27 protein-coding genes and 1 tRNA gene are annotated in these 25,421 nt (G+C 72.9%); 13 read left to right on the forward strand and 15 right to left on the reverse strand.

Annotated features, from left to right (window positions below; translation table 11 throughout):
- Positions 1 to 72: 72 nt before the first annotated feature.
- Genes lpxB through JJI54_RS20750 form a run of 3 tightly spaced genes read right to left on the reverse strand, consistent with a single transcriptional unit; the run spans position 73 to position 2,737 of the window.
- Positions 73 to 1,251, reverse strand: coding sequence for a lipid-A-disaccharide synthase (gene lpxB, locus JJI54_RS20740; protein ID WP_203074967.1), 1,179 nt, complete (start codon positions 1,249 to 1,251; stop codon positions 73 to 75).
- The gene (locus tag JJI54_RS20745; protein WP_203074968.1) at positions 1,248 to 2,144 is read right to left on the reverse strand and encodes a carbon-nitrogen hydrolase family protein; all 897 of its coding nucleotides are present in this window, start codon (positions 2,142 to 2,144) and stop codon (positions 1,248 to 1,250) included. The genes lpxB and JJI54_RS20745 overlap by 4 nt, the downstream gene beginning before the upstream one ends.
- The gene (locus JJI54_RS20750) at positions 2,141 to 2,737 is read right to left on the reverse strand and encodes a GNAT family N-acetyltransferase (RefSeq protein ID WP_203074969.1); all 597 of its coding nucleotides are present in this window, start codon (positions 2,735 to 2,737) and stop codon (positions 2,141 to 2,143) included. Before JJI54_RS20750 ends, JJI54_RS20745 begins: the two co-directional genes overlap by 4 nt.
- A 49-nt stretch (positions 2,738 to 2,786) precedes the next feature.
- Between JJI54_RS20750 and JJI54_RS20755 the strand changes: the two genes are divergently transcribed.
- A complete protein-coding gene (locus JJI54_RS20755; protein WP_318987542.1) occupies positions 2,787 to 3,041 on the forward strand; it encodes a SemiSWEET family sugar transporter in 255 nt (84 codons plus the stop codon).
- A 54-nt stretch (positions 3,042 to 3,095) separates the two neighbouring features.
- Here JJI54_RS20755 and JJI54_RS20760 read toward each other — a convergent pair whose 3' ends face one another.
- The 4 genes from JJI54_RS20760 to hisI all read right to left on the reverse strand — a co-directional run bounded on the left by JJI54_RS20760 (position 3,096) and on the right by hisI (position 5,672).
- Positions 3,096 to 3,428: an STAS domain-containing protein gene (locus tag JJI54_RS20760; protein WP_203074971.1), complete on the reverse strand. Its 333-nt coding sequence runs from the start codon at positions 3,426 to 3,428 to the stop codon at positions 3,096 to 3,098.
- Positions 3,429 to 3,457: 29 nt separating this feature from the next.
- Positions 3,458 to 4,108 carry a GOLPH3/VPS74 family protein gene (locus JJI54_RS20765; RefSeq protein ID WP_203074972.1) on the reverse strand — a complete coding sequence of 217 codons (651 nt, stop codon included), beginning with the start codon at positions 4,106 to 4,108 and terminating at the stop codon, positions 3,458 to 3,460.
- Between the two features lie 77 nt (positions 4,109 to 4,185).
- Entirely contained in the window at positions 4,186 to 5,220 is a 1,035-nt protein-coding gene (locus JJI54_RS20770) for a CobW family GTP-binding protein (protein ID WP_203074973.1), read from the reverse strand.
- Complete coding sequence (gene hisI, locus JJI54_RS20775) at positions 5,217 to 5,672, reverse strand: phosphoribosyl-AMP cyclohydrolase (RefSeq protein WP_203074974.1); 456 nt, start codon at positions 5,670 to 5,672, stop codon at positions 5,217 to 5,219. The genes JJI54_RS20770 and hisI overlap by 4 nt, the downstream gene beginning before the upstream one ends.
- Before the next feature lie 60 nt (positions 5,673 to 5,732).
- On the opposite strand from hisI, the gene JJI54_RS20780 reads away from it, so the two are divergent.
- Positions 5,733 to 6,278 carry a transcriptional repressor gene (locus JJI54_RS20780; protein WP_203074975.1) on the forward strand — a complete coding sequence of 182 codons (546 nt, stop codon included), beginning with the start codon at positions 5,733 to 5,735 and terminating at the stop codon, positions 6,276 to 6,278.
- A 98-nt stretch (positions 6,279 to 6,376) separates the two neighbouring features.
- A complete protein-coding gene (locus JJI54_RS20785) occupies positions 6,377 to 6,736 on the forward strand; it encodes a helix-turn-helix domain-containing protein (RefSeq protein ID WP_203074976.1) in 360 nt (119 codons plus the stop codon).
- 129 nt (positions 6,737 to 6,865) lie between these two features.
- Here JJI54_RS20785 and metC read toward each other — a convergent pair whose 3' ends face one another.
- Genes metC through JJI54_RS20805 form a run of 4 tightly spaced genes read right to left on the reverse strand, consistent with a single transcriptional unit; the run spans position 6,866 to position 10,294 of the window.
- Entirely contained in the window at positions 6,866 to 8,068 is a 1,203-nt protein-coding gene (metC, locus tag JJI54_RS20790) for a cystathionine beta-lyase (RefSeq protein ID WP_203074977.1), read from the reverse strand.
- On the reverse strand, positions 8,068 to 8,919 hold the full coding sequence (locus JJI54_RS20795; RefSeq protein ID WP_203074978.1) for a sulfurtransferase: 852 nt from the start codon (positions 8,917 to 8,919) through the stop codon (positions 8,068 to 8,070). Before JJI54_RS20795 ends, metC begins: the two co-directional genes overlap by 1 nt.
- 5 nt (positions 8,920 to 8,924) lie before the next feature.
- On the reverse strand, positions 8,925 to 9,641 hold the full coding sequence (locus JJI54_RS20800; RefSeq protein WP_203074979.1) for an alanyl-tRNA editing protein: 717 nt from the start codon (positions 9,639 to 9,641) through the stop codon (positions 8,925 to 8,927).
- The gene (locus JJI54_RS20805; protein WP_203074980.1) at positions 9,638 to 10,294 is read right to left on the reverse strand and encodes an NUDIX domain-containing protein; all 657 of its coding nucleotides are present in this window, start codon (positions 10,292 to 10,294) and stop codon (positions 9,638 to 9,640) included. The genes JJI54_RS20800 and JJI54_RS20805 overlap by 4 nt, the downstream gene beginning before the upstream one ends.
- Before the next feature lie 37 nt (positions 10,295 to 10,331).
- Between JJI54_RS20805 and JJI54_RS20810 the strand changes: the two genes are divergently transcribed.
- Positions 10,332 to 11,240: a DMT family transporter gene (locus JJI54_RS20810; RefSeq protein WP_203074981.1), complete on the forward strand. Its 909-nt coding sequence runs from the start codon at positions 10,332 to 10,334 to the stop codon at positions 11,238 to 11,240.
- A gap of 51 nt (positions 11,241 to 11,291) precedes the next feature.
- On the opposite strand, the gene JJI54_RS20815 is transcribed toward JJI54_RS20810, so the two are convergent.
- The 4 genes from JJI54_RS20815 to JJI54_RS20830 form a co-directional block, all read right to left on the reverse strand.
- Complete coding sequence (locus tag JJI54_RS20815; RefSeq protein ID WP_203074982.1) at positions 11,292 to 12,665, reverse strand: hypothetical protein; 1,374 nt, start codon at positions 12,663 to 12,665, stop codon at positions 11,292 to 11,294.
- 5 nt (positions 12,666 to 12,670) lie between these two features.
- Entirely contained in the window at positions 12,671 to 13,249 is a 579-nt protein-coding gene (locus tag JJI54_RS20820) for a GNAT family N-acetyltransferase (protein WP_203074983.1), read from the reverse strand.
- 86 nt (positions 13,250 to 13,335) lie between these two features.
- Positions 13,336 to 13,971 carry a ParA family partition ATPase gene (gene parA, locus JJI54_RS20825; protein WP_203074984.1) on the reverse strand — a complete coding sequence of 212 codons (636 nt, stop codon included), beginning with the start codon at positions 13,969 to 13,971 and terminating at the stop codon, positions 13,336 to 13,338.
- 70 nt (positions 13,972 to 14,041) lie between these two features.
- Entirely contained in the window at positions 14,042 to 14,404 is a 363-nt protein-coding gene (locus JJI54_RS20830; RefSeq protein ID WP_203074985.1) for a hypothetical protein, read from the reverse strand.
- Positions 14,405 to 14,459: 55 nt separating this feature from the next.
- On the opposite strand from JJI54_RS20830, the gene JJI54_RS20835 reads away from it, so the two are divergent.
- From JJI54_RS20835 to tig, 9 genes are all read left to right on the forward strand, one after another.
- Positions 14,460 to 15,902: an NAD(P)H-hydrate dehydratase gene (locus tag JJI54_RS20835; RefSeq protein WP_226381950.1), complete on the forward strand. Its 1,443-nt coding sequence runs from the start codon at positions 14,460 to 14,462 to the stop codon at positions 15,900 to 15,902.
- Positions 15,903 to 15,927: 25 nt separating this feature from the next.
- Positions 15,928 to 17,364, forward strand: a complete 1,437-nt coding sequence (locus tag JJI54_RS20840) for a malonyl-CoA decarboxylase (protein WP_203074986.1) — start codon at positions 15,928 to 15,930, stop codon at positions 17,362 to 17,364.
- An 8-nt stretch (positions 17,365 to 17,372) separates the two neighbouring features.
- Complete coding sequence (locus tag JJI54_RS20845) at positions 17,373 to 17,831, forward strand: hypothetical protein (protein WP_203074987.1); 459 nt, start codon at positions 17,373 to 17,375, stop codon at positions 17,829 to 17,831.
- A 115-nt stretch (positions 17,832 to 17,946) separates the two neighbouring features.
- Complete coding sequence (locus JJI54_RS20850; protein ID WP_203074988.1) at positions 17,947 to 18,519, forward strand: hypothetical protein; 573 nt, start codon at positions 17,947 to 17,949, stop codon at positions 18,517 to 18,519.
- Between the two features lie 85 nt (positions 18,520 to 18,604).
- A complete protein-coding gene (locus tag JJI54_RS20855) occupies positions 18,605 to 19,771 on the forward strand; it encodes an MFS transporter (RefSeq protein ID WP_203074989.1) in 1,167 nt (388 codons plus the stop codon).
- Between the two features lie 60 nt (positions 19,772 to 19,831).
- Complete coding sequence (locus tag JJI54_RS20860; RefSeq protein WP_203074990.1) at positions 19,832 to 22,231, forward strand: 1-deoxy-D-xylulose-5-phosphate synthase N-terminal domain-containing protein; 2,400 nt, start codon at positions 19,832 to 19,834, stop codon at positions 22,229 to 22,231.
- Complete coding sequence (locus tag JJI54_RS20865) at positions 22,228 to 23,391, forward strand: class I SAM-dependent methyltransferase (RefSeq protein WP_203074991.1); 1,164 nt, start codon at positions 22,228 to 22,230, stop codon at positions 23,389 to 23,391. Before JJI54_RS20860 ends, JJI54_RS20865 begins: the two co-directional genes overlap by 4 nt.
- A 60-nt stretch (positions 23,392 to 23,451) precedes the next feature.
- Positions 23,452 to 23,532 (forward strand) — tRNA-Leu (locus JJI54_RS20870).
- Between the two features lie 244 nt (positions 23,533 to 23,776).
- A complete protein-coding gene (gene tig / locus JJI54_RS20875) occupies positions 23,777 to 25,123 on the forward strand; it encodes a trigger factor (protein ID WP_203074992.1) in 1,347 nt (448 codons plus the stop codon).
- Positions 25,124 to 25,421 lie beyond the last annotated feature (298 nt).

A 25,421-nucleotide genomic window follows, 5' to 3' on the forward strand; every position in this document is an offset into this window, starting at 1 on the left:
GGAAGGTCCCCCTCGGGATGTGCGACCGCTAGAACCGCGGCGGGGCATCCCGGGTTGCAGGGGGGCGGCGGTTCAGCGCGGCAACGTCACCTGGCGCAGCACGGCTTCCGCGGCCGCGGCACTGGGGATGCCGCGGCTCGGCCCCTCCGGCGGGGGGCGGAGCTGGGCGAGGACGGTGGCGAAGCCGGCGCGCTGGGCGGCGGCGGCGGCGCCATCGGAGAGCAGGGCGTGCAGCCCTTCCGAGAGGGCTTCCGGCGTGGCGGCTTCCTGCAGGTATTCCGGCACCACCTGGCGTTCGGCCAGCAGGTTCACCAGGCTGGCGAAGGGCACGCGCACCAGGCGGCGCACGATCGCGGCCGTGATCGGGTTGACGCGATAGGCGACGAGGTGGGGGATGCCCGCCACCGCCATCTCCACCGAGGAGGTGCCGGACTTGATGAGGCCGGCACCAAGCTGCGCGGCGGCGGCGAAGGCATCGTGCTTCTCGGCGATGTCGGTGACGAGGATGGGGCGCACGGGCCAGTCCTGCGTGCCGCGGCGCACGGCATCCGCCACCACGGCGGAGACGGGCAGGACGGGCACCAGGCCCGGATGGCGCGGGGCCAGCAGGCGGAGCGCGGCGCCGAAGATGGGCAGCAGGCGCTTCACCTCCATCCGGCGGGAGCCGGGCATGACGATGAGGACCGGCGCGTCCGGCGCGATGGCGTGCAGGGCGCGGAAGCGCGCGGCATCCCCGGCATCGACGCCGGATTCGAGGACGGGATGGCCGACGAAATCGGCCGCGATGCCGGCGGCTTCGAAGATCACGGGTTCGAAGGGCAGCAGGCAGAGGATGCGGTCCACCCGCGCCTTGATCTTGGCGATGCGCCCCGGGCGCCAGGCCCAGATCTGCGGCGCGACGTAGTGGATGATGGGGATGCCGAGCGGGCGCACGCGTTCCGCCAGCCGCAGGGTGAAGCCGGGGCTGTCGATGGTGACGATGGCGGCGGGGCGGCGCGCCGTGATGTCCCGCGTCGTCTCCTCCAGCCGCCGGGCCAGGCGGCGGATGTTGGGCAGCACCTCGATCAGCCCCATCAGCGCCAGTTCGCGCATGGGGAAGAGGGAGTGGAGCCCCTGTTCGGCCAGGCGGTCGCCGCCGATGCCCGCGACCTGGATGGCGGGGTCGCGCGCCCGCAGCGCCGCGACGAGGCGGGCGCCCAGCACGTCGCCGGAAGCCTCCCCGGCCACGATGTAGATCAGGGGGGCGGTCATGCGAATGCGGCCACCGCGGGCCGCGGCATCGGCCCGCGCGGGAAGTCCCGGTGGTTGCGCACGGCGCCATGTTCCCGGACGTGATCGACAAGGGCGGGGTCGAGCGTCGCGAAGGTCCAGCCGGGTTCGTCGAGCGCGCCGGCGGCGACGACGCCATCGGCGGGGAAGCCGCGGTCGGGCGGGCCATAGACGGCGCATTGGCCGTGGTTCTCGTCGAGCGCCGCGGACCAGGGGGCGAGGCCCATGGTGGGCGCCACGGCGACGAAGCACTGGTTCTCCAGCGCCCGGGCCTGGGCGCCGATGCGGATGCGGGCGAAGCCGTGCAGGCTGTCCGTGCAGGAGGGGGCGAGGACCAGCCAGGCGCCCTGCTCGACCTGGGCGCGGACATGCTTCGGGAATTCGACGTCGTAGCAGACGGAGATCCCGATGCGGCCCCAGGGCGTGTCGAAGACCGAAGGCGTGGCGCCGGGGGAGACGCCCCAGCGTTCGGATTCGAAGCGCGTCATCATCCGCTTCTGCTGGAAGGCCATGCGGCCATCGGGGGCGATGAGGGGGGCGACGTTCACGACGCGGCCGCCCGCCGCCATGGGCAGGGTGCCGGGGGCGAGCCAGAGGCCGCTGCGCATGGCGGCTTCGCGCATCGCGGCCAGGATGGCATCGGCATGGGCGACCATGGCGCGGAGTTCCGTCGCCTCCTCAGGCGCCGTGTTGCCGGCGAGGCCGGCGCCGAGTTCGACGCTGGCGTATTCGGGCAGCAGGACGAGGTCGGCGCGGCCGCGCGCCGCCTCCAGCCGCGCCTCGAGCCGGGCGGCGAAATCGGCCACCGTCGCGGGGTGGCCGACCTGCCAGCCGAGCAGGCCGAGGCGGAGCGGGCGGGGGGCGGGGGGGCTCACAGTGCCTTGGACCAGAAGGAGAGGCGGTGGGGGGTCTCCGCGCTGTCGCCGATCTCCTTCCAGGAGAAGGTGACGGCGAGGCCGGGCAGGGGCTGGTAGCCGCGCTTCCGCCAGAAGGCGTCGAGCGGCACGTGGCCGGGCGGGCGGCGCGGATCGTCGGCGGCGCGATCGACGCCGCAGAAGGTGGCCTGGGGCAGGCCGAGGCGCCGGGCATGGGCCTCGCGCTCCGCGAAGAAGCGGACGCCGGCGCCCTGGCCGCGGTATTCGCGCAGCAGCACCGACTCGCCGAAATAGCAGTAGCGGGCGGGGTCGAGGCCGGCGGCGGCGAAGGCTTCGCGGACCGGGGCGTGGCCCTGGGTCATGGGTTCGCAGGTGGCGGCGCCGACCACGCGGGCGCCATCGCGGCAGACGACGATGGCGGCGCCGGGGGCATCGGCATAGGCGCGGAGGTAGCCACGCTCATAGGCCTCGTCGCCCTCGTACAGGTAGGGCCATTCCGCGAAGACCGCGATGCGCAGGCCGGCCAGCGCCGGCAGCAGCGGGTGCAGCGCGGGGCCGGACAGCGTCTCGAAGCTGAGGTGGACGGGGGGCATGGCGGGATGCATAGGGGGGCGCCGCCGGGCAGGGAAGGGGATTGCGCGCGTGGACTGGATCGAGGCGATCGGCCTGGTGGCGGGGGCGATGACGACCTCCGCCTTCGTCCCGCAGGCCGTGAAGACCTGGCGCACGCGCTCGGCGCGGGATTTCAGCCTGGGGCTGCTGGTGCTGCTGGTGGCGGGCAACACGCTGTGGATGACCTATGGGTTCCTGAAGGGATCCATGGGCCTGGTCGCGGCGAATCTCGTGACGGTGCCGCTGACGATGTACCTGCTGGGGGTGAAGCTGCGGCGGGGGTGACCGTATGGTCCGCCGACCCTCTCCCCCGGCAGGGGGGAGAGGGCTCGAGAAAAATCAGGCCAGGCCGGCGACGGCGGCGTCGCGGGTCGGGTGGATGCTCAGGATCTTGTCGAAGCCGCTGATCTCCAGCACTTCGCGCACGGGCGCCTGGGGGGAGGCGACGGCGAAGCTGCCGCCGCCGGCCTTGGCCTGCTTGGCGGCCTTCAGCAGCACGCGCAGCCCGGCGGAGGAGACGTAGTGGACCTCCGCGAGGTCGGCCACGACCTTGGAGCCGCCTTCGAGCATGCCGAGGATGGCCCCTTCCGCCGCGGGGGCCGTCGCGGTGTCGAGCCGGCCCTTGAGGGCGGCAACCTTCACGCCGGAAACGGAGCTTTCAGTGATGTCCATGGAGGCTGTCCTGTCCTGTCCCGCGTGACTTACACCATCGGCGCGTAGCGCGCGATCTGGGCATAGATCTCCCGGATCGCATCGGCGAGCGAGCGGTTCAGCTCCTCGAGGTCCGCCACCGCGTCGATGCGCGGCTGCACGCGATCGAGTTCGGTGGAGGAGAGCAGGAGGGCGAAGAGCCCGCCGGCGCGGCAGAGGCCGATCAGCAGGGAGTCGCGGGGATCCGGGATCTCGTCGTTGAAGAGCACGCCCATGATGCGCGCCTTCACCTCCCGCTCCTCCTTGTCCGAGATCACGGGGTAGCGGCGTTCCGGGAAGACCCAGAGGAAGCGGCCCTCGACGCGCTTGAGGATGCCCTTGGAGACGAGGCGGGCGAAGAGCGCCTCGCGGTATTCGTCGGCGTCGGCGGCCAGCGTCTCGATCCAGTGGCGGCTGTCCTGCGTGTCCGACGCGGCGGCGATCTGCGCCAGCGCGCGGTCCTGCAGCGCATCGCCGGTCGGCGCCGGGTTCACGACGTAGAGGCGCGTGGGATCGGTATCGATGCGGCCGGCCAGCGCGAGTTCGGCGAGAACGGCGCCGGCGATGGCGAAGTCGCCCGAGGGGGCGGCGCGTTCCTGCAGGCGCCCGGTCTCGTCATCCAGCATCAGGAGGAGGATTTCCTCCGGCATCGTCAGCGGCATGGCGCTCCCTCGGCCCGACAGTTGGCGGGGGCAGGGTCGCGCGCGCCGGGGGGCGAGTCAACGCGCGTGCGGGATGGTCACGCGGGCACGATGGCGGGCGGCTGGCCCGCGGCCTTGAGGAAGGCGTCCAGCCCTTCGCGCACCACGGCGGGATCGAGGTCGCGCAGGATGAAGACGAGGCGGGAGCGGCGCGGTTCGTCCGCCGGCCAGGCGGCCAGGCGCTTCGGCGGGTGGAAGATGTGCTGCACGCCATGCACGGCGACGGGCCGATCCTCCCCCGCCAGGTCGAGGATTCCCTTCATGCGCAGCACGCTGGCGCCGCGCGTCATGGCCAGCATCTCGAGGAAGGTGGCGAGGCCGTCCCAGGGCAGGGGGCTGTCGAAGGAGAGGCAGAGCGCCTGGATGCGCGCGTCGTGGCGGTTGGGGTCGTGGTGGTGGTGGTGATGGTGGTGGTGATGGGGGGCGGCGGCGCCGATCCAGGCGGCGACGCCGGGCGCCTTCACCGCGGGGTCGTAGGGGCCGGCGGCCAGCAGCAGCGCGGGATCGATCGCGCCGTGATCCGCCACCAGGACCGGCGCCACGGGGTTGAGCGCGGCGAGGCGCGCGCGGAGCGCGGCGGTGGCCTCCGCGCTTGCGAGGTCGGTCTTGGTGAGGACCAGGCGATCGGCGACGGCGGCCTGGCGCAGCGCCTCCGGCTGCGCATCCAGCGTGGCGGCGCCGGCAGCGGCATCGACCAGCGTGACGACGCCATCGAGGACGAAGCGCGCGCCGATGCGCTGGTCCGACATCAGCGTGTGCAGGATGGGGGCGGGATCGGCGAGGCCCGTCGTCTCCACCACCACGCGCTTCACGGCCTGGCCGGCCAGCACGCGGTCCCACAGGCCATCCAGCGCGCGGGCGAGGTCGCCGCGGATGGTGCAGCAGAGGCAGCCGGCATTCAGCAGCACCGTGTCGCCATCCAGCCGGTCCACCAGCAGGTGGTCCAGCCCGACCTCCCCGAATTCGTTGATCAGCACGGCGGTGTCGGCCATCGCGGGCTGCCGGAGCAGCGCGTTCAGCAGCGTGGTCTTGCCGGCGCCGAGGAAGCCGGTGAGGACGGTGAGCGGGATCATCGGCCGTAGAGGACCTCGGGATCGACCTCCGGCGCCGCGATGGTGGCGAGTTCGCCGTCGCGCAGCGCGCGGTAGAAGCAGGTGCGGCGGCCGGTGTGGCAGGCGACGCCGGTCTGGTCCACCAGGGCGAGGACGGTGTCGCCATCGCAATCCAGGCGGAGATCGACCAGGCGCTGCACCTGGCCGGAGCTTTCCCCCTTGCGCCACAGCGCGGCGCGGGAGCGGGACCAGTAGCAGACGGTGCCGGTGGTCAGGGTTTCCGCCACCGCGGCGCGGTTCATCCAGGCGACCATCAGGACCTCGCCCGTGTCATGCTGCTGCGCCACGCAGGTGACGAGGCCGTGGCTGTCGAAGCGGATGGCGTCCAGCAGCAGGGCGCGCGCGGCGGGGTCGGCGACCGCGCCGGTGGGGGCCTGGGGCGGCGTCTCGGGGGGGGCGGGTGTGCCGGTCATGATGATACACTATATCATGGCGGCGGCGCGGGACAGCCAGCCGCGGCACGGGGAATCGGCATGAGCGAACACGCGCGTCACGCGCATCACCACGGGCAGTCCGAGGGGCATTCCCACGGGCATGCGCCGGGGGGCGACATCGAGGCGAGCCTGGCCCGCGCGGCGGCGACCTGCCTGGCGCGGGGGGCGCAGCTGACGGAGCTGCGCCGGCAGGTGCTGCGCCTGATCCTCGAATCGGCGCAGCCGGTCGGGGCCTATGCGCTGCTGGACCGGCTGCGGGGGGAACGGCGCGGCGCGGCGCCGCCGACGGTGTACCGGGCGCTGGATTTCCTGATCGAGCAGGGGCTGATCCACAAGATCGAGCGGCTGAACGCCTTCGTCGGCTGCGCGGAGGAGCCGGGCCATGGCCATACCCACGCGCATCCCCACCCCCACCAGTTCCTGATCTGCGGCCGCTGCGGCAGCACGGCGGAGGTCTGCGACGACGCGGTGGCGGGGGCGGTCGCGGCGGCGGCGGCGCGGCTCGGCTTCCAGGTTCATCGAACGACGGTGGAAGTCGAAGGGATATGCGCGCAATGTGTCCCGGGAAAATCCACCCCAGGTTGACGCTGCAACCCGTTATCCTGGAGAAACTATTGGAAAGTCAGTAAATCTTCTGTTTTTGCGAACGTTGCAATGCAGTTCCGGTCTGGCAGAACGGCCCCATGAAGAAGACTGCGGATTGGCTTGCACGACGCGACGCAGCGCTCGTGCTGTTGCGTCGGTTGCGCGAAGTCGACCAGCGGGTGGGTGTGAAAAACAGCCGCATCGCCTTCGATGTCGCGTTGCTGTTCTATGAAGGTTCCGGTGCCGTGCCGCCGACCGCGCTGTCCGTGGACCAGATCGCGGCGCTGACGGGCTATAGCGGGCCGACCGTGCGCCTGGTGCTGAAGCGGCTGATGGAAGGCGAGGTCGTCGCCACCAGCCGGCGAGTCGGCAAGACGCAGCTTTACGAGATGACGGCCAAGGGGCGCACCGGCTTCGATGGCTACGTGACGGCCATCCTCGAATTCAACGCGGGCTGACGCATCCCCGGTATCCTGCCATCCGATTCGTGACCGGATCAGAATACCGGCGCCGGGCGCGGATCGCAATCCGATGGCCGCGCGGGCGAAGCCCGGGGAAGGGCGCGCGGCCCTCCCCCAAGCCCTGCTTCAGCCCGGCAGCAGCGCCAGGCCCTGTTCCAGGTCGGCGATGATGTCCGCCACATCCTCCAGCCCGATATGCAGGCGCACGGCCTGGCCGGGCAGGGGGGCGCTGACGGAACGGCTGAGGCTCGCATTGGTGGGCAGCGCCAGGCTCTCATAGCCGCCCCAGCTCGCGCCGATGCCGAACAGCTTCAGGCCATCCACGAAGCGGAAGGCGTCGGCCTCGGTGTAGCGGGGCTGCAGCACGATGCCGAACAGGCTGCAGGCGCCGGTGAAGTCCCGCTTCCAGATCGCGTGGCCCGGGGCGCCGGGCAGGGCGGGATGGCGCACTTCCAGCACCTCCGGCCGCCCGGCCAGCCATTCGGCCACGATCAGCGCGCTTTCCTCCTGATGCGCCAGGCGGACCGGCATGGTGCGCACGCCGCGCAGCGCCAGCCAGCAATCATCGGGGCTGGCATAATGCCCCATGGCGGAGGCGGCGTTGCGGATGACCAGGTGGTGGTCGCGGCTGTTCACCGTGACGCTGCCCAGCAGGATGTCGGAATGGCCGCCGACATACTTCGTCAGCGCCTGGATCGACACGTCGCAGCCATGCGCGAAGGGCTGGAAGTGGTGGATGCCCCAGGTGTTGTCGATCATGCTGACGGCGCCGTGCTTCTTCGCCACCGCGGTCAGGGCGGGGACGTCCTGCACCTCGAAGGTGTGGGAGCCGGGGCTCTCCAGGTAGAGGACCTTCGTGTTCGCCGTCCACAGCGCCTCCAGCCCGGCGGCATCGATGCAGGGGTCGTAGAAGACCGTCTCGATCCCCCAGCCCTTCATCAGCCCTTCCGCGATGCTCCGCGCGGGGCCATAGGCGCTGTCCGGCATCAGGCAGCGGTCGCCGGCCTTGAGGAAGGCGAGCAGCGGCACGGCGACGGCGGCGAGGCCGGTGCCGGTGATGGTGCAATGGGTGCCGCCCTCGATCTCCGCCACCACGTCTTCCAGCGCGTAGTGGGTGGGCCCCCCTTGGGTGCCATAGGTCATCACCCGGTCGAAGCGGTGCTTCGCATTGTCGAGGCGCGCCTGGCAGGAGGGCGCGGTGACGGTGGAGCCGCGATGGACCGGCGGGTTCACGAAGCCCAGGCTGCGGATGCCGGGCCGCGCGGCGTGGGACATGCGCGTGGCGAAGGCGTGCGCGCCCTCATGCTTCGGGGCGGAATCGTCGGGCATCAGGATGCGCTCGTCTCTTTCGGGGTTTCGGGACGGCTGGCCCATTCGGTCCAGGAACCGTCATAGACGCCGGGCTCCGGCAGCCCGGCGCGCAGCGCGCCGAGCGTCAGCACGGTGGCGGTGACGCCGGAGCCGCAGGAGGTGACGATGGGGCGTTCGCCATCGGCGCCGCGGGCCGCGAACAGGGCGCGCAGCGTCGCGGCATCCTTCATCGTGCCATCGGGATTCACCAGGTCCGCGGCCGGCAGGCTGGCGGCGCCCGGCATGTGGCCGGAGGGCAGGCCGGCGCGGGGTTCGGGCGCCGTGCCGTCGAAGCGCGCCTTGCTGCGGGCATCGAGGATCAGCGCCTCTCCCCCGCCCTGGCGGACGATGCGCTTCACATCGCCGATGCCGACCAGGCGCCGGGCGACGAAATCGGGGATGAAGGCCACCGGCGTGGCCGGGGCCGCGTCGCCGGTCTCGATGGGGCGGCCTTCCCGCTGCCATTTCGGCAGGCCGCCATCCAGCACGGCCGCCTTCTCATGCCCGAAGAGCCGCATCATCCACCAGCCCCGCGGCGAGGCGCGGAGCCCGTGCTGGTCGTAGAACACCACGCGCGTGTCGTTGCCGACACCGAGCGCGCCGATCATTTTTCCGAAATGCGCAGGCGTCGGGACCATGTGCGGCAGGTCGGTGTGCGGGTCGGCGATCTGGTCGATGTTGAACAGCCTGGCGCCGGGCAGGTGCGCCGCACGGAAGCCGTCCGGCGCATTGCCCTTCTCGGTCGGCAGGTAGGTGGTGCAGTCCAGCACCACGAGGTCCGGCTTGCCGAGCTCGGCGGCCAGCCATTCCGTCGTGACCAGGTTGTCCATGGCCGTCAGTCCCCCAGGACGATGTGGATGCGCCGGTTCTGCCGGCCCTTGCTCTCGAGCTTCGTCACCTCGACGCGCCCGATCTCCGCGGTGGAGCGCACATGCGTGCCGCCGCAGGGCTGCAGGTCGATGGGCGCCGCCTGCGGGCCGATGCGCACCAGGCGCACGCGCCCCGCGCCGCGCGGCGGCTGGACGGAGAGGGTGCGGACCAGGGCGGGGTTGGCATCCAGCTCAGCCTCGCTGATCCAGGTCGTCGAGATCGGATGATCCGCCGCGACCAGTTCCGCGAGCTTTTCGGAAAACCATTCCTTCGCCGGCGGCTCCGCGAGATCGACGTCGAGGCGCGACTTCTCCGCGCCGATCTGGTTGCCGGTCGCGTAGATGCCCGGGAGGATGCTGCACAGCAGGTGCAGCGTGGTGTGCATGCGCATGTGGCGGTGGCGGCTCGCCCAGTCGAGCGCGAGGGTGACGGTGGCGCCCACCGGCGGCGCGGCGCTGCCGGGGGCCAGGCCATGCAGGATGGCGCCGGCCTCCCCCTTGATGGCTTCCGCGATCACGGCCTCTCCGCCCGCCCAGCGCATGATGCCGCTGTCGCCGGGCTGGCCGCCGCTGCGGGCATAGAGGCAGGTGCGGTCGAGCAGCACGCCCTTCTCCTCCACCGCGACGACGGTCGCGGTGCACTCCTTGAGGTAGGCATCCTCGGTGAAGAGCGGGTCGGTCATCTTGAAGGAATCCACTCGGCGCGCAGCCGCGCGCGGTTCAGTTGCAGCCACATGAGGGACAGCGCGGCGGGCGCGTTCTCGATCCGGTTCTCCGCCACCAGGCGGAAGGCGTCCCCGGCGGGCAGGGTGATGACGCGGGTTTCCTCCCCTTCCGCCACCAGGCCATGGGTGGTGGCGCTGGCGGCCGAGAGGTCCACCTGGCCGCAGAAGAAATGCACCACCTCGTCGCAGCCGCCCTGCATCAGCATGAAGCGGCCGATCGGCGCCATGGCGCGGGCGGCGAGGCCCGTCTCCTCCGCCAGTTCGCGGCGGGCGGAGGCCTCCGCATCCTCGCCGGCCTCCAGCAGGCCGGCGGGGCATTCGGTCATCACGGGCGCCATGCCGGCGGAGAGGGCGGGCAGGCGGAACTGCTCGATCAGCGCGACGCGGTCGGTGGCGGGGTCGTAGGGCAGGACCAGCACGCCCTGGCCGCGGCGCCACAGCTCCCAGGTCAGGATGCCGGATGGCGCGCCGTCGAAGCGGGTGTAGCGGAAGCGCACGCGCTGCAGCGCGAAGCGCTGCGCCCAGACGACCTCATCCTCCAGGATCTCGAGGCCGGGATGCGGCGGGATGGGGGGTGCCTTGGGATGACGCGGCGGTGGGGTGGCGCTCATGCGGCCAGGACCGTAGCTTCGGGGGCCAGGAAGGTCCATGTCCCCACCCGTATCGTCTGATTCGCTGCGTGCCGCCCGGACCCGGGCGATCCTCCTCGTCATCGGGGCCTCGGCGACCTTCACCGTGGCCGCGGCGATGGTGAAGGCCATCGGCACGGCGCTGCCGGTGGCGCAGGTGGTGCTGTTCCGTAACCTCTTCGCGCTGCCGCTGCTGCTGGTCCTGCTGGCGCGGGCGGGGGGGTGGGAGGCGCTGCGCACGCGCCATCCCGGCCAGCACCTGCAGCGCGCGCTGTGGGGCATGTTCGGCATGTTCGGCGCCTTCCACGGCTATGCGAATCTGCCGATCGCGACGGTCACGGCGCTGGGCTTCACCATGCCGCTGTTCCTGACGGCGCTGTCGGTGGTGCTGCTGAAGGAACAGGTGGGGTGGCGGCGCTGGTCGGCCGTGGTGGTCGGCTTCGTCGGCGTGCTGATCATGGTGCGGCCCTTCGCCACCGGGGATGCGGCGCTGCCGCCGATCTCCGTCGGCATCGTGCTGCTGGGGTCGGTGGGCTGGGCGCTGGCGATGATGACCATCCGCCGCATGGGGGAGGCGGGGGAGAGCGGCGTCGCCATCGTCATCTGGTTCGCGCTGATCAGCGCGGCGGCCAGCGCGGCGGCCACGGTGCCGGTCTGGGTGACGCCGGATGCCTGGCAATGGACGCTGCTGGTCGGCATCGGCCTCGCCTCCGCGCTCGCGCAGCTGCAGATGACGGCGGCCTACCGGCGGGGGGAGACGACGCTGCTGGCGCCCTTCGAGTATTCGGGGATCATCTGGACGATGATCGTCGGCATCGGGATCTGGGCGGAATGGCCCGATGGCTATGACCTGCTGGGCTTCGGCGTGCTGGTGGCGGCCGGGCTCTACATCTGGCGGCGGGAAGTCGTGCGGGGTGCGCGGCGGTAAGGGTCGCGGGGTGCGCGGCGGTGAGGGTCGCGGGGTGCGCGGCGATAAGGGTCAGGCGGGCGCGGCGCCAGGGCGGGCCAGCAGGCGGCCCAGGCGCTGGGTCTGCGGGTGGTTCGGGTGGCTGCGGAGCAGCACGGCGTGGTGTGCCGCCGCCCCCGCCACATCGCCGGCGGCGAGGGCGAAATCGGCCAGGCGGGCCTGCGCCACCGGGTGGTCCGGCACCACGCGCAGCGCGGCGCGATAGGCGTTGGCGGCAGGCGCTTCCTCCCCCAGCCGGTCCAGCAGCCGGCCCTGCTGGACCAGCAGCTGCGCCTCCCGCTGCGCATTCGCCTTCATCTCATGCAGCAGCAGGGTGCAGGCGGCGCCCAGCGCGGCTTCGGTATCGATGGGGGGTGGCGGCGCGGGCGGGCCTTCCGCCGGGGCGGCGGCGGGCATTTCCGCGAAGAGGGCGGGGCGGGCGGGGAACCAGCGGCGGCGCGTCGCCTCGTTCACCTCCGCATAGCGGGCGAGGAAGGCGGCGGCCTCCGCCGGGGCGGGCTTCCAGCCGGGGCCGGGCATGGCGTCCGACACCGCGGCCACGAAGCGGCGCCAGGCGGGGGAGGCGGCGGAAAGACCCTCCGGCGTCTCGCGCATCGCCTCCCCCATCCGGCGCATCAGGTCGATGGCGGCGGGGGTGACGGAGAGGTTGCTGTAGCGGTCGGGGTCGTCGGAGGGGACGGCGAGGGGGATGTTGGCGAGGGCCAGGAAATCATCCACCGCGTCGCCGTTGACCATGCTGGCGCGTTCGAAGATGCGGGGCTCGATCGCGGCTTCGCCGAAGATGGCGGCCCAGTTGTCCAGCAGCGCGGCATAGTCGTATTGCGGCAGGCGGTCGGGGCCATAGGGCGGCAGGCCGGGCGGGCTGATCTGCGCGACGCGCAGCGCCTGGGTGTAGCCGCTGGCGAAATGCGCGTCCTGCCGGCGGAGATACATCACCACGCGGATGCGGCCCGCGAAGGGCGCGACCAGGTCCCGCAGCCGGGCGATGGCGTCCCGCGTGGCGAGCAGGCCGGAGCATTGCTCCGCGGAGAGGATGATGAGGCGGGTCGTGGCGGGCAGGGCCGCCATCTCGGCCGCGAATTCGCGCCGGAAGCGGGCGAGCCGCGCTTCCGCCCCCATGCCTTCCCAGAGCGCCGGGTTGAAATGGCCCAGCGCCTCCGGCGCCACGAGGGAGGCGGGGAGCATGCCGTGGTTCGCCCAGCCGGGGGAGGCCGGGTAGCAGACGCCGAGGGCGGTGAGCTCCGCCCGCCGGGCGCCGAGCACCCGCTGGATGGAGGAGGTGCCGGTCTTCGACTGGCCGATATGCAGGATCAGCTCCGGCCGGGCCGTCGCGGGCGGCGGCGGCGCCCAGTCCGGCGCGGTGAAGGGGCGGAGCGGGGGGAGCATGGTGCTCAGAGGGCCTTGCGGAACCAGATCCGCGCATGGCCCGCGGGCATGCCATCCAGCCGGCCGAATTCCTTGTAGCCGTTCTGCGTCCAGAAATCCGGCGCCTGGAAGCTGAAGGTATCGGTATAGGCATGGGCGCAGCCGCGGTCGCGGGCGATGGCTTCCGCCCGCATCAGCAGTTCGGAGCCGACGCCCTTGCCGCGCAGGTCGCGCGACAGCCAGAGCCAGTCGATGAACAGCCAGCCCCAGAAGGTGAGGCCGAGCAGCCCGCCGCGGGCCGTGCCGTCCGGCGCGCGGGCCAGCAGGGTCACCGGCTCACGGTCGTAATCCCCGCCCATCTCCTGGTTGTAGGCATGCAGGCCGCGCTGGATGGCGGCGACGGCATCGAGTTCGGGGAAGGCGTCCTCGCTGATCTCGACGCCGGCATCGGGCGCCATGCCGCGCTGGCGCGGCACCTCCGGCAGCAGGCCGCGCTGGCGCGGCGGGGGTGTGATGGCCTCGGCGATCGCGGCGGCCTTGCGCATGGCGGGCTTGGCCGCGGTGATCCTGGATCGGGTGCCCTTGGCGCCCGTCGCCTTCGCCATGTCCTAGTGTTCCTGTGGCCAGGCCGTGTGTCGATCGGATGACGGGCAATAGCCGGGGATGGGGAAGGGCGCAAAGCGGGCGCGTTTCATCCGTTTCGCAGGCCCTTCAGCGTGGCGGCCAGCGCCCGCATCTCCTCCGCCGCGACGGAGGCGGGGGCCGATTCGGTCACGCCGAGGCCGGCGGCGAAGGCCTGGGCGATGCCGGCGCGGTTGCCGATGGCCGGCGCCAGCAGCGTCAGGCCGCGCCGGGCGATCTCCGCCTGGACCATGGTGAGCAGCTTGCCGGTGGCGGGGGCGCGGTTCAGCGCGATGGCGGCGGGCCGCTTCTCCCCCCGCGCCAGGTCGAGCGTCGCGTCCATGGCCCAGAGATCGGCGGGGGAGGGCTGGAGGGGGACCAGGACCAAATCCGCGCCGCGGATGGCGATCTTGGCGTCGGTGTCGGCGTGGGGGGGCGTGTCGAGCAGCACGAAGTCGTGGCTGCGGCGGAGCTTGTCGAGGGCGGCGGGCACGCGCCAGCCCGCGGGGGCATCGATGTCGAGGTGGGTGGCGCGGCGGCCGGCCTTGGCGCGTTCCGCCCCCCAGCGCGCCAGGGTCTGCTGGGGGTCCGTGTCCAGCAGCGCCACGCGGGCGCCGCTGCCGGCCAGCGCCGTGGCCAGGTTGGCGGTCAGGGTGGATTTCCCGGCGCCGCCCTTGCGCTGCGCCACCGCCACGATGAAGGCCATGCCTGCGACTCCATGTCCCGGTTCGCGGGAAGCCTAGCAAATCCTGGCGTCGCGGTCCTGCGGCGGGCCGTCAGCGGGGCTGGGCGGGGCCTTCCTGGGCGCGGGTGGTGCTGGCATCAGGGCGGGCACCGGGGCGCGGGCCGATCGGGGATTGGCCGGCCTGGCCGGCGCCCTCGCTGTGCTCGGGCTGGCGCTGGCCGGGCACGGCGGGGGCGGGCAGCGTGGCGTGGCCGGGGGGCGGGGCGGTGCGCGGGGGCTCGTTCCGGGGCGCGCCGGTGCCGGCGGGGGGCTGCGCGGGGGCGGTGGGCGAGCCGGCGCGGTCGCCCTCCATCCGGGTGGGCGGTGGGCGGGAATTGGCGGCGGGTTCGCGGTCCAGCTGCTGCGCGGCGGCAGGCAGGGCCAGCAGGGCGGCGAGGAGCGTGGGGGGGAGCATGATTCGCATGCGATCGCAGCGCGCCAGCGCCCGCCGGGTTCGATAGGCTGCCGGCATGGACGAGCTTCTGACACCGGATGAGATGGCGCGCGCCGATGCGGCGGCGATCGCGGGGGGCGTCCCGGGCCTCACGCTGATGGAGGCGGCGGGGCGGGCGGTGGCGCGGGCGGTGATGCGGCGCTTCCGGCCGGTGCCGACGCTGGTGCTGGCGGGGCCGGGGAACAACGGCGGGGATGGCTATGTGGTGGCCCGGCTGCTGGACCAGGCGGGGTGGCCGGTGGCCCTCGCCGCGCTGGCGCCGCCCCGGCCGGGCACGGATGCGGCGGCGGTCGCGGCGCGCTGGCGGGGGCCGGTGGTGGAATTCTCCGCCGGGCGCGCGGCGCAGGCGGGGCTGGTGGTGGATGCGGTGTTCGGGGCGGGGCTGTCCAGGCCGGTGGAGGGGCTGGCCGAATCGGTGCTGCGGGCCGTGGCGGCGCCGGTGGTGGCGGTGGACGTGCCCTCCGGCGTCGATGGCGCGACGGGGGCGGTGCGGGGCTTCGCCCGGGGGGCGGCGCTGACCGTGACCTTCTTCCGGCTGAAGCCGGGGCACCTGCTGCATCCCGGCCGGGCGCTCTGCGGGGCGGTGGTGCTGGCGGATATCGGGCTGCCGGCCGCCGTGCTGGGGGGCATCGCGCCGCGGGCCTGGCGCAACGGGCCGGGGCTGTGGCGGCTGCCCGTGCCGGGGGCGGAGGCCCACAAATACGCGCGCGGCCATGTCGCGGTGGTGGCGGGGGCCGGGATGACGGGGGCGGCGCGGCTGGTGGCGCGGGCGGCGCGGCGGGCCGGGGCCGGGCTGCTGACCCTGCTGGCGCCGGATGCGGCGACGGCGGCCGTGCTGCGCGCCGGCGACCCCGGCGCGATGGTCAGCGAGGCGGGCGCGGCGGCGCTGCTGGCGGATGCGCGGATCGGCACCTGGGTGCTGGGCCCCGGCCTGCCGCCCGATGGCACGACGCGCGCGCTGCTGCGCCGGGTGATCGGGGCGGGGCGGCAGGTGGTGGCGGATGCGGGCGCGCTGCGCGCCGCCACCGGCGATCCGGAGGCGCTGGCCGGCGCCGCCGTGCTGACGCCCCATGCCGGCGAGTTCTCCGCCGTCTTCGGCACGCCGGGGGAGGACCGCCCGGCCGCCGCGCGGGCGGCCGCCGCACGCACCGGCGCCGTGGTGCTGCTGAAGGGGGCGGACAGCATCATCGCCGCGCCGGATGGGCGGATCGCCATCAACGCCAATGCGCCGCCCTGGCTGGCCACCGGCGGCACGGGGGATGTGCTGGCCGGGATCGTGGCGGGGCTGCTTGCGCAAGGAATGCCCGCCTTCGAGGCCGCCTGCGCCGCCTGCTTCCTGCATGGGGAAGCCGCAGCGCGGATCGGCCCGGGGCTGGTGGCGGAGGACATCGCGGACCACCTTCCACCTGTCCTCGCGGCAAGGTTGCTCGACGCGGCGGGGGCTTCTCGGGCAGAGTGATTGAAACACGCAGAAAGGATCCGTGATGTCGGACCTTGCCGCCCCCGCCGGGCTTTTCGACCGCGCCCTCCGGCGCGTGACCACGCTGTGGCGGGACATGGCATCCTCCGTGACCGGGGGCGAGGAGGAGGGCATCGCCGCGCAGATGCGCGCCTGCCTGGAGGCGCGGGGCGGCGAGGTCTCCGCCCGGTCCCGCGCCGCCAAGCTGGCGCAATCCTACCTGGCGGCGGACCATGCGGGGCGGGGCGAGTTCCTGCGCGCCCTGGCGGCCTTCGATTCCGATGCGGCGGCGGTGACGGCGGCCTGGAACCGCGTGGCGGCGGCGACCGACGTGGCGGAACGCGCGGCGGCCAAGGCGGCGCTGCGCCGGGTGCTGGACCCGCCGCGGCTGCGGCTGCTGACGCAGTTCACCACCATCCCGGACGGGGTGAAGTTCCTGGTCGATCTGCGCGCCGACCTGATGGGCCGGATGGAGGGCGAGCCCCTGCTGCAGGCGCTGGAGGCCGATTTCCGCACCCTGCTGGCGGGCTGGTTCGATGTGGGTTTTCTCGAGCTGCGACGGATCGACTGGGCATCGCCCGCCATGCTGCTGGAGAAGCTGGTGGGGTATGAGGCGGTGCACCGCATCCGCACCTGGCGGGACCTCAAGAACCGCCTCGATTCCGACCGCCGCTGCTACGCCTTCTTCCACCCCCGCATGCCCGATGAGCCGCTGATCTTCGTCGAGGTCGCGCTGGTGGAGGGCATGGCCGCCAGCGTGCAGGGGCTGCTGGACGAGAAGGCGCCGGTGCAGGACCCGAAGAAGGCCGACACCGCCATCTTCTATTCCATCAACAACTGCCAGCGCGGGCTGGACGGCATCTCCTTCGGCAATTTCCTCATCAAGCGGGTGGTGGAGGTGCTGGGCGCGGAGTTCGGCAACCTCGACTGCTTCGCCACCCTCTCCCCCATCCCCGGCTTCCGCCGCTGGATGGAAGGCAGGCTGGAGGCCGGCGACGCGGCGCTGGTGACGGAGGAGGAGGCGGCGGCGCTGCGCGCCCTGGTGCCGGGGGAGCTGGCGATCGCGGGGCCGGATGGCGCGGCGGCCAAGGCGGAGACGCCGGCCCAGACGCTGCGCCGCGTCCTGGCCCGGCGCCTGCCGGGGCGGGAGGAGCCGCTGGGCAAGGCGCTGGAGCCCGTGCTGATGCGCGCCTGCGCGCGCTACCTGCTGGCGGAGAGCGGCCGCAGCCCGAAGCGCGCGCGCGACCCCGTCGCGCATTTCCACCTGAGCAACGGCGCGCGGGTGGAGCGGCTGAACTGGCGCGGCGATACCTCCGAGAAGGGCTTCCGCGAGTCCTTCGGGCTGATGGTGAACTACCGCTACGATCCCGCGAAGATCGAGGACTACCATGAGGAGTATGCGGGGGAGGGGCGGCGCGCGGCGTCCTCCGCCATCCGCAAGCTGGCCAAGGGGTTCGTGTAGGGGTTCGCATGAAGCTTGTGCTGGGGGCCGCTTTCGCGGTGGCGATGACCGTCGGCGGGGCGCTGGCCCAGCCTGCCGCTCCGCTGCGGGTGCTGGTGGAGCAGCGCGTCGAGGATGGCAGCCTGGAGGAACGCGCCACGCTGCGTTGCGTGGCCGATGCCCCCTGCCTGGCGCCGACCGCGTTGGTCCTCGATGGCCGGCCGGTGGCGACCCTGCTGGCGGTGGAGAACCTCGGCTCCTCGATCCGCCTGCATGTGATCCCGGACCTGCCCGGCCAGCCGGTGGCGTCGCTGACGCCCACGGGCCGGTCCGGCGTTGCCGTCATCAACCTGCGCCAGGCTTCCCGCATGGTCCGGGACGTGCCGCTTCACATCAATGCGGACCGGCGGCTGGTGGCGAATGACCTGGCGCATCGCAGCCCGCCCCATCCCGTGGCCGTGCTGCGGGTGACGGTGACGCTGGAATAGCGCCGCCCGGCCGCTGATTTCGGACTGATTTCGGCGCGGCTTCCCCCCGCTTTCGGGACCGCGGAGGCGCCCCTTCGCCAGTCTCCGCCCCGCATCGACGGGGCGGAGGTTGGCGATGGCGGGGCGGTGGTGGCTGGGGGTGGCGCTGGCGGGCCTGGCCGCGGCCGGCCCCTGCCGGGCGAGCGGGGCGGATGGCTTCCCGGTGCAGGAGGTGCTGTTCCCCGCGGCCAGCGGGGGCGTGCCGGCGGGGCTGGTGCTTCGCCCGCCGGGCTGGCTTTCCGGCGATGCCACGGTGGTGCTGGCGCCTTCCCCCGCCTGGCCGCCCGGGCTGCGGGAGAGGCTGGTGGCGGCGCTGGCGGCGGCGGGCGCCGCGGTGGTGGAGGCCACCGAGCCCCTGGAGGCGGCGCTGCCGGCCCTGCGGCGGGAGGGCGGGATCCTCGTCGTGCTCGGCCCCGGCGCGGCGGTGCCGGTGGCGGAGGGGGTGACGGCGGCGATCGCGCTGGATGCCGCAGGCCCGCGGATGCGCATGGGCCTGGCGCCGCCACCGGCGGAAGCCTGGCCGCTGCGCGCCGGGCTGCTCTGCGCGCTGCTGGCCGGGACGCTCGGCCTGGAGGCCGCGCCGGGGTGGGAGGCGCAATGCGCCAGGGGCCTGAGCGCCCCGCGTCCCGCGCGCAGCCCGGTGGATTGAGCCGCGCCCCATCCGCTGCAAGGATCGCGGCAACAACGCCGGGTCCGCCTTGTTCCAGGGAGTGACAACGACAGGGGTTCTGGGGGTGCCGGATTTCCGGCGCCTCTGGCTCGTCGGCTCCTTCATCTCCATCGCGCGCTGGCTGGAGATGCTGGTCATCGCCGTCGTGGTCTATGACCAGACGAAATCGCCCTTCCTCGTGGCCGCCATGACGCTGGTGCGGCTGCTGCCCATGGGGCTGTTCGGCGCGACGCTGGGCGTGGCGGCGGACCGCATGCAGCGGCGCCATGCGCTGGTCGGCGTGGTGTGCTGCCAGGCGATGGTGGCGGCGGGGCTGGTGGTGCTGTGCCTGTCCGGCCAGCCGCCGGTCTGGCTGCTGGGGCTGGCCGCCTTCGTCTCCGGCATCGCCTGGGCCACCGACAACCCGGTGCGGCGGATGATGCTGGGGGAGATCGTGGGCACCACGCGCATGGCCTCCGCCATGTCGCTGGACGTGGTCGCCAACAATGCCAGCCGGGTGGCGGGGCCGGCGCTGGGGGGCGCGATCCTGGCGGCGCAGGGGCCGGTGGCGGCCTTCGCGCTGTCCTTCGCGCTCTATGCCTTCGCGGCCGCGGCGGCGCTGCGGGTGCGCCACCGCAGCACCGTCACCAGCCGGCCGCTTTCCGTCATCCGCGACACGCGGGAGAGCTTCGCCCTGGTGCTGCGCCAGCCCGGCATGCGGGGCGTGCTGATCGTGACCATCATCTACAACCTGTTCGGCTGGCCCGCGAATTCGATGGTGCCGGTGATCGGGGCGGGGACGCTGGGGCTTGGCCCCGATGGCGTCGGGCTGCTGGCCAGCATGGATGGCGTGGGCGCCTTCCTGGCCGCCATGGCGCTGGCCGCGCGGGCGCCGGCGCATTGGTACCGGCCGGTCTATATCGGGGGATGCGCGCTCTATTGCGCGATGGCGACGGCCTTCGCCCTGGCGCCCGGCGTGATCAGCGCGGGGACGGCGCTGGTGGTGATGGGGGCGGGGGGCGCGGGCTTCGCCACCATGCAGGCGACGCTGGTCTATATCGCCATGCCGCCGGAGGAGCGCAGCCGGGCGCTTGGCGTGCTGTCGGTCTGCGTGGGGCTCGGGCTGCTGGGGTTTCTCCATCTCGGGCTGATGGCGGACTGGATCGGCGCGCCGGCGGCGACCGCGCTGATGGGGGTGGAGGGGCTGGTGGCGCTGGCCGTGACCTGGCGCTGGTGGCGGGCCTCGGGCTGAGATGCTTCGCTTGACCGGCGCGAACCCCTATCTTCGCGCCATGAACCCGAGGAGGCGAGGATGACCGCTGAACGCCCGATCCGCCAGGACGCCTCGCCCCTGGCGGAATCCCATCGCCTTCGCGTGCTGCACCAGCTGGAGCGCAAGCTGCTCTGGCTCTCCGCCTGGATGATCCACAACGCCAACCACATCCGCCCGAACCGGGATGGGCTGAAGGTGGGCGGGCACCAGGCCTCCTGCGCCTCCTCCGTCTCCATCCTGGCGGCGCTGTATTTCGAGGTGCTGCGCCCGCAGGACCGGGTGGCGGTGAAGCCCCATGCGGGGCCGGTCTTCCACGCCATCAACTACCTCTTCGGCCGGCAGGAGCGGGAGAAGCTCGCGACGCTGCGGCAGTTCGGCGGCATCCAGCCCTATCCGAGCCGGGTGAAGGACGGGGCGGAGGTGGATTTCTCCACGGGCTCGGTGGGGTTGGGCGTGGCGCTGACCACCTTCGGCTCGCTGGTGCAGGATTATGTGCGCCTGCACGGCATCGGCCGGCCGGAGATTCCGGCGGGGCGGCATGTGGCGGTGGTCGGCGATGCGGAACTGGACGAGGGCAACATCTACGAGGCCCTGCTGGAGGGCTGGAAGCACGATGTCCGCAATGTCTGGTGGGTGGTGGACTACAACCGCCAGAGCCTGGACAGCGTGGTGCCCGACCGGCTGTTCGGCCGGATCGAGGGGCTGTTCCGCGACATGGGGTGGAACGTCGTCACCCTGAAATACGGCCGCAAGCTGGAAGCCGCCTTCGCGCGGGAGGATGGCGATGCGCTGCGCCGCTGGATCGATGACTGCCCCAACAGCCTCTATGCCGCGCTGACCTTCCAGGGGGGCGCGGCCTGGCGCAACGCGGTGCTGGCGGATCTCGGCCGGGTGGCGGGGGTGCGGGCCATCATCGACCCGCTGAGCGACGACGAACTGGCCGCGCTGATGACGAACCTCGGCGGCCACGACATCGAGACGCTGACGGAAGCGTTCCGGGCGCAGGATGCGGCGGGCGACCAGCCCACCTGCTTCATCGCCTACACCATCAAGGGCATGGGCCTGCCCTTCGCCGGGCACAAGGACAACCATGCCGGGCTGATGACGAAGGAGCAGATGGCGGCCTTCAAGACCGCCATGGGCATCCGCGACGGCCATGAATGGGACCGGTTCGAGGGGCTGGAGGTCCCGGCGCCGGAGGTCGAGGCCTTCCTGGCCGCCGTGCCCTTCGCCAGGCCCATCGCGCCGGAGGGACGCGCCCTGTCCGCGCCCCCGGTGAAGGTGCCGGCCGCCCTGCCATCGCCCCGCATCCCGCCGGGGCGGATGATGTCCACCCAGGCCGCCTTCGGCGAGATCCTGGCCGAGATCGGGCGCGGGCATGGGGAGTTCGGGCCGCTGGCGGAGCGGATCGTCACCACCAGCCCGGATGTCACCGTCTCCACCAATCTCGGCCCCTGGGTGAACCGGCGGGGCATCTTCGACCGGCACCTGAAGAACGACGTCTTCCGGGATGCCAAGCTGGCGAGTGCGCAGCGCTGGGGGATGGGGCCGGAGGGGCAGCACATCGAGCTCGGCATCGCCGAGCAGAACCTGTTTCTGCTGCTGGGCGCGCTGGGGCTTTCGCATTCCTTGAACGGGGCGCGGCTGCTGCCGATCGGGACGGTGTACGACCCCTTCGTGAACCGCGGGCTCGATGCGCTGATCTATGGCTGCTACCAGGATGCGCGCTTCCTGCTGGTCTCCACGCCATCCGGCCTGACGCTCGCGCCGGAGGGCGGGCAGCACCAGTCGGTGAACACGCCGCTGATCGGCATGGCGCAGGACCGGCTGGTGGCCTTCGAGCCCGCCTACGCGGATGAGTTGGCGGTGCTGATGCGCTTCGCCTTCGACCACATGCAGAAGCCCGATGGCAGTGCCGTGTGGCTGCGGCTGTCCACCCGCGCGCTGGCGCAGCCGGAACGCCGGCTGGATGCGGAAGGCGTGATCGCGGGCGGCTACTGGGTGGTGCCGCCGGCTTCGGGGGCGGAACTCGCGCTGTGCTACCAGGGGCCGGTGGCGCCGGAGGCGCTGGAAGCCTTCGAGGCGGTGCGGGAGGACGTGCCGGGGGCGGGGCTGATGGCCATCACCTCCCCCGACCGGCTGCACCAGGGCTGGCTGGCGGCGCGGCGCGATGGCGGGACCAGCGCGGTGGAGCGGCTGCTGGCGCCGCTGGCGCGCGATGCGGCGCTGGTCACGATCCTCGATGGGCATCCGGCGGCGCATGGCTGGCTCGGCGCCGTGCGGGGGCAGCGCGTGGTGCCGCTCGGCGTCGATCGCTTCGGCCAGGCGGGGGATATCCCGGACCTCTACGCGGCCTATGGGCTGGGGGCGGATGCCATCCTGGATGCCTGCGCGGCGGCGCTGCTCGGCCCCGCCGCGCCGGCGAGGCGCATTCGATGAGCGCGGATGGCGGCAAGCCCGCGCGGCGGGCGGTGGTGCGGCCGATTCCGGCCCTGGCCGGCAAGCCGGGGGTGGCGGGGCCGGGGGTGGCGCGGCCGGTGGCGGCCGCGCCGCCCCCGGTCCCGCCGCCCGCCCCGGCGGCCAAGCCGCCCCGCCCCGAACGGCAGCGGCGGCCGGGGGCCGCCGGCATCGCTCCCACGCCCGAGGATGTGCGCGCCTGCTACCGCATGTTCCTGGGGCGGGAGCCGGAGAATGACGGGGTGCTGGAACGGCACCTGGCGCAGGTCACCTCGGCCGGGGAGCTGGTGAACCGCTTCCTGCATTCCGACGAATACCGCGCCCGCAGCGGGCCGCGCGCGGAGCCGCGGCTGCCGATCGGCGCGCCGGCCCTGGCGATCGAGACCGCGGCCACGCCCAAGCAGCTGGCGGCGATGCTGGAGCGCACCGGCCGCTACTGGGACCAGGTGGGGCGGGAGGCGCCGCACTGGTCCGTGCTGACGCAGGACCGCTTCCGCCCGGACGCGATCAGCACCAGCATCGACACCTTCTACGCCACCGGCATCGCCGATGCGCAGCTGGTGGAGGGCGTGCTGACGCGGCACGGCATCACCCCCGAATCCCTGCCGGAGGCGGTGGAGTTCGGCTGCGGCGTGGGGCGCGCGACGCTCGCCCTGGCGCGGCTGTTCGACCGGGTGACGGGTTGCGACATCTCCCCCTCCCACCTCGCGCTGGCGGCGGAGCAGGCGGCGGCGCGGATCGTGGACAACGTCGCCTGGCACCGCAGCACCGTCGCATCCCCGATGCCGGCGGGGGCGGGGTGGGATTTCTGGTTCAGCCGGATGGTGCTGCAGCACAACCCGCCGCCGGTCGCGGCGCATCTGCTGGCGATCGCCTTCGCGGGGCTGCGGCCGGGCGGCGTCGCGATGTTCCAGATGGCCACGCACCGGATGGGCTACGGCTTCGCCATCGAGGCCTACCTGGCCGATGGCGCCGGGCCGCCGGGGATGGAGGTGCATATCCTGCCCCAGCCCGCCATCTTCGCCCTGGCGCGGCAGACGGGGCTGGAGGTGCTGGAGGTGCGGGAGGACACGCATGTGGTCACCGCGGACCCGGTGAACTGGCTGAGCAACCTCTTCGCCTTCCGCCGCCCGGCCGGCTGAGCGGGGCGGGCCATCGGGGGGTAGCGGGAGGGGGCCGCGGCGCGGTATCCAGCGGCCCGCGCGGGCGTGGTGGAACGGTAGACACGCTGGATTTAGGTTCCAGTGGCGCAAGCCATGGGGGTTCGAGTCCCTCCGCCCGCATGATTTCGTTGCCTTTCCCTCAGGCGCCGGGCGGCCGCATCCGCGGCCTTGGCCCGCCGCACTGGCGGCGGGCCGCATTCGCGGCCTCGGCCGGCTTCGTCGGCCGCAGGTCACTCCAACCCCCGTTGGTGCAAGCCCCCCATTGCCGCCGCGCCCCCAAGCCGCTAGGGGGGCGGGCTTCCAGCGTGCCGCGCATCCGGGCCACCAACGACCCGGGGCGCCCTCAGGATAAAGAAGGTCCGAAATGCAGGTCACCGAGCTTCCCGCAGAGGGGCTGAAAAGGGCGTTCCAGGTCGTCGTTCCGGCGGCGACCCTGGCGGAGCGCCGTGACAAGCGGCTGAAGGAACTTGGCGCCGACCTGCGCCTGCCCGGCTTCCGCCCCGGCAAGGTGCCGGCCGCCGTCGTCAAGCAGCGCTACGGCACCGCCGTGTCCGGCGAGGTGCTGGAGCAGTCGGTGGACGAATCCATGCGCCAGCTGCTGACGGAGCGCGGCCTGCGCCCGGCCATGCAGCCCAAGGTGGACCTGGTGAACTACAGCGACGGCGCCGACCTGGAATACAAGGTCGAGCTGGAGCTGCTGCCCGAGATCCCGATGCCGGACTTCGCGGGCATCGCGCTCGACCGCCAGAAGGCGGTGCCGGGCGATGCGGAGGTCGATGGCTTCCTCGACACCATGCGCGGGCGCCTGGCGACCACCGAGGACGTGGCGGAAGCCCGCCCGGCCGCGAAGGGCGAGGTGCTGGTCTGCGACTTCGAAGGCCGCCTGAAGAACGAGGATGGCAGCCTGGCCGAGCCCTTCCCGGGCGGCACCGCGGCCGACATGCCGATCGAGGTCGCGGGCGATGGCTTCATCCCCGGCTTCACCGAGCAGCTGGAAGGCATGACGCCGGGCGAGAAGAAGGACATCTCCGTCAGCTTCCCGGCCGAATACGGATCGGCCGAGCTGGCCGGCAAGGACGCGGTCTTCGCCATCACGGCCAAGTCGCTGAAGACCAAGGTGCTGCCGGAGGTGAATGACGAATTCGCCAAGCGCCTGGGCCTGGAGGACGTGGCCGCGCTGCGCAACACGGTGACGGAGAACCTGCAGCGCGAATACGATTCGCTGGCGCGGCTGAAGGTGAAGCGCCAGCTGCTGGACGCGCTGGCGGAGCGGGCGAGCTTCGAGGTGCCGGCCGGCATGGTGGAGGGCGAGTTCGCCCAGATCTGGCAGCGCGTGGAGCAGGACCTGAAGGCCGGCAAGCTCGACGCCGACGACCAGGGCAAGGACGAGGACACGCTGAAGGCGGATTACCGCGCCATCGCGGAGCGCCGCATCCGGCTCGGCCTGCTGCTGAGCGAGATCGGCCGCACCAACAACATCCAGGTGACGAACGAGGAGCTAGGCGCCGCGATGCGCCAGGAGGCCTCCCGCTACCCGGGGCAGGAGAAGCAGGTCATCGAGTTCTTCCAGAAGAACCCGCAGGCGGTCGAGAACCTCCGCGCGCCGATCTTCGAGGAGAAGGTGGTCGATTTCGTGCTGGAGCTGGCCAAGGTGAACGAGACGACGATCACCCCGGCGGAGCTGACCGCGCAGGCGGCGGAGGCCGCCTGACCAGGCGGGGCCATCGGCACGGCGGCGGGCGGCGTCCCTCGGGGCGCCGGGCCCTGCGCATGAACGGGGTCGGCGCCTTGGCGGGTGCCGGCCCCGCTTGCGTTCCGGCGGGCGGCATCCCATCTGCGCGCGCCTGGACGATGCCGGGAAGTGGTTGGGGAAATGCAGCAACAGGGGGGCTTTGCGCGTCGCCCTGGTTTCCCCACATTAATATCAATCGTAGAGAATCGCCTTCGAGGGCAGGCCCCGTGACGGGCCTGTGCGTTGGCTGCAGCCCCGCCGGCGGCGGGGCATGAAA

It is taken from the genome of Falsiroseomonas ponticola (genome assembly GCF_016805305.1).
Lineage (GTDB): Bacteria > Pseudomonadota > Alphaproteobacteria > Acetobacterales > Acetobacteraceae > Falsiroseomonas > Falsiroseomonas ponticola.

Bases quoted from the DNA above. Each gene is read 5' to 3' on its own strand.
- JJI54_RS20785 (WP_203074976.1), top strand. From the start codon at position 6,377: ATGAAGAAGACTGCGGATTGGCTTGCACGACGCGACGCAGCGCTCGTG.
- JJI54_RS20780 (WP_203074975.1), top strand. From the start codon at position 5,733: ATGAGCGAACACGCGCGTCACGCGCATCACCACGGGCAGTCCGAGGGG.
- hisI (WP_203074974.1), bottom strand. From the start codon at position 5,672: ATGACCGGCACACCCGCCCCCCCCGAGACGCCGCCCCAGGCCCCCACC.
- JJI54_RS20765 (WP_203074972.1), bottom strand. From the start codon at position 4,108: ATGCCGCTGACGATGCCGGAGGAAATCCTCCTCCTGATGCTGGATGAC.
- JJI54_RS20805 (WP_203074980.1), bottom strand. From the start codon at position 10,294: ATGAGCGCCACCCCACCGCCGCGTCATCCCAAGGCACCCCCCATCCCG.
- JJI54_RS20760 (WP_203074971.1), bottom strand. From the start codon at position 3,428: ATGGACATCACTGAAAGCTCCGTTTCCGGCGTGAAGGTTGCCGCCCTC.
- JJI54_RS20860 (WP_203074990.1), top strand. From the start codon at position 19,832: ATGACCGCTGAACGCCCGATCCGCCAGGACGCCTCGCCCCTGGCGGAA.
- JJI54_RS20810 (WP_203074981.1), top strand. From the start codon at position 10,332: ATGTCCCCACCCGTATCGTCTGATTCGCTGCGTGCCGCCCGGACCCGG.
- JJI54_RS20840 (WP_203074986.1), top strand. From the start codon at position 15,928: ATGTCGGACCTTGCCGCCCCCGCCGGGCTTTTCGACCGCGCCCTCCGG.
- JJI54_RS20830 (WP_203074985.1), bottom strand. From the start codon at position 14,404: ATGCTCCCCCCCACGCTCCTCGCCGCCCTGCTGGCCCTGCCTGCCGCC.
- JJI54_RS20845 (WP_203074987.1), top strand. From the start codon at position 17,373: ATGAAGCTTGTGCTGGGGGCCGCTTTCGCGGTGGCGATGACCGTCGGC.
- lpxB (WP_203074967.1), bottom strand. From the start codon at position 1,251: ATGACCGCCCCCCTGATCTACATCGTGGCCGGGGAGGCTTCCGGCGAC.
- JJI54_RS20750 (WP_203074969.1), bottom strand. From the start codon at position 2,737: ATGCCCCCCGTCCACCTCAGCTTCGAGACGCTGTCCGGCCCCGCGCTG.
- JJI54_RS20820 (WP_203074983.1), bottom strand. From the start codon at position 13,249: ATGGCGAAGGCGACGGGCGCCAAGGGCACCCGATCCAGGATCACCGCG.
- tig (WP_203074992.1), top strand. From the start codon at position 23,777: ATGCAGGTCACCGAGCTTCCCGCAGAGGGGCTGAAAAGGGCGTTCCAG.
- JJI54_RS20835 (WP_226381950.1), top strand. From the start codon at position 14,460: ATGGACGAGCTTCTGACACCGGATGAGATGGCGCGCGCCGATGCGGCG.
- JJI54_RS20800 (WP_203074979.1), bottom strand. From the start codon at position 9,641: ATGACCGACCCGCTCTTCACCGAGGATGCCTACCTCAAGGAGTGCACC.
- JJI54_RS20795 (WP_203074978.1), bottom strand. From the start codon at position 8,919: ATGGACAACCTGGTCACGACGGAATGGCTGGCCGCCGAGCTCGGCAAG.
- JJI54_RS20865 (WP_203074991.1), top strand. From the start codon at position 22,228: ATGAGCGCGGATGGCGGCAAGCCCGCGCGGCGGGCGGTGGTGCGGCCG.
- metC (WP_203074977.1), bottom strand. From the start codon at position 8,068: ATGCCCGACGATTCCGCCCCGAAGCATGAGGGCGCGCACGCCTTCGCC.
- JJI54_RS20815 (WP_203074982.1), bottom strand. From the start codon at position 12,665: ATGCTCCCCCCGCTCCGCCCCTTCACCGCGCCGGACTGGGCGCCGCCG.
- parA (WP_203074984.1), bottom strand. From the start codon at position 13,971: ATGGCCTTCATCGTGGCGGTGGCGCAGCGCAAGGGCGGCGCCGGGAAA.
- JJI54_RS20770 (WP_203074973.1), bottom strand. From the start codon at position 5,220: ATGATCCCGCTCACCGTCCTCACCGGCTTCCTCGGCGCCGGCAAGACC.
- JJI54_RS20850 (WP_203074988.1), top strand. From the start codon at position 17,947: ATGGCGGGGCGGTGGTGGCTGGGGGTGGCGCTGGCGGGCCTGGCCGCG.